The organism is Aminobacter sp. P4_H6_2 (genome assembly GCF_056400805.1).
Window position 1 is genome coordinate 1 of the sequence record NZ_JBFUKO010000994.1, and the last position, 1,242, is coordinate 1,242.

General features: G+C 63.7%; 1 protein-coding gene. It reads left to right on the forward strand.

Translation table 11 applies throughout. From position 1 onward, the window contains the following. Nucleotides 1-126 precede the first annotated feature (126 nt). A partial coding sequence (gene repA, locus AC1DUU_RS32385) for a plasmid partitioning protein RepA (RefSeq protein ID WP_476787380.1) occupies nt 127-1,242 on the forward strand: 1,116 nt, incomplete at its 3' end.

The window sequence follows — 1,242 nt, forward strand, 5'->3', positions numbered from 1 at the left end:
GCATAAATCTTAACGAAGCCTGACGGCGGGTCGCGAGCGACCGGTGCTGGATGGCGAGAGGGGACTAAAGACTTGGTAGGGGCAGTTCAAGCACGGGCGGAAAACGCGAGCGAAGAGGCCGAGGTCGTGGCGACCGATCGTGCCATTGCGCGCGACGCCGAGATGTTGTCGGCGCAATTGCAAGCGATGCGCGACCGGCTGTTTTCGCCGACCTCGAAGAAGGTCTTGCGCAAGTTTTCGAGCGGCGAGGCGGCGCGTCTGATCGGCGTCACTGACGGCTATCTGCGCCAGCTCTCCATCGCCGGCGAAGGCCCGCAGCCGGAGACCGGGGCAGGGGGGCGTCGCTACTACGCGCTCGACGACATCAACGGGCTGCGTCGGCATCTCGCCGAGCAGAATCCGACCAAGGCGCGGCATTACCTGCCGCGGCGCGACGCCGTGCGCGGCGAGCATATGCAGGTGATCGCCGTCACCAACTTCAAGGGCGGCTCGGGCAAGACCACCACCAGCACGCATCTCGCCCAGCATCTGGCGCTCGCCGGCTACCGCGTGCTTGCCATCGACCTCGATCCGCAGGCGTCGATGTCGGCGCTGCTCGGCTACCAGCCCGAGCTAGACCTCGATGGCAACGACACGCTTTATGGCGCGATCCGTTACGACGAGGAGCGTCGGCCGCTCTCCGAGATCATCCGCCGTACCTATTTCGACGGGCTCGACTTTGTGCCGGGAAATCTCGAACTCCAGGAGTTCGAGCACACCACGCCGCAGATGCTGGCGGCGCGCCAGGCTGGCGACAGCAAGGCGATGTTTTTTGCCCGGGTGCAGGAGGCGCTGCAGACTGTTGCCGACGAGTATGACGTCGTTGTCATGGACTGCCCGCCGCAGCTCGGCTTCCTGACGCTATCGGCGCTCTGTGCTGCGACCTCCGTGCTGGTGACCATTCACCCGCAGATGCTCGACGTCGCCTCGATGAGCCAGTTCCTATTCATGACCGCCGATCTGCTGTCGGTGGTGCGTGAGGCGGGTGGCGAGCTGAATTTCGATTTCATGCGTTACCTGATCACGCGTTACGAGCCCAATGACGGGCCACAGACGCAGATCGTCGGCTTCCTTCGCTCGCTGTTTGGCGATCGCGTTTTGACGGCACCCTTGGTCAAGTCGACGGCATTTTCCGACGCCGGCCTGACCAAGCAGACGCTTTACGAAGTGGCGCGAGAGAACTTCAGCCGCGTTACCTACGAC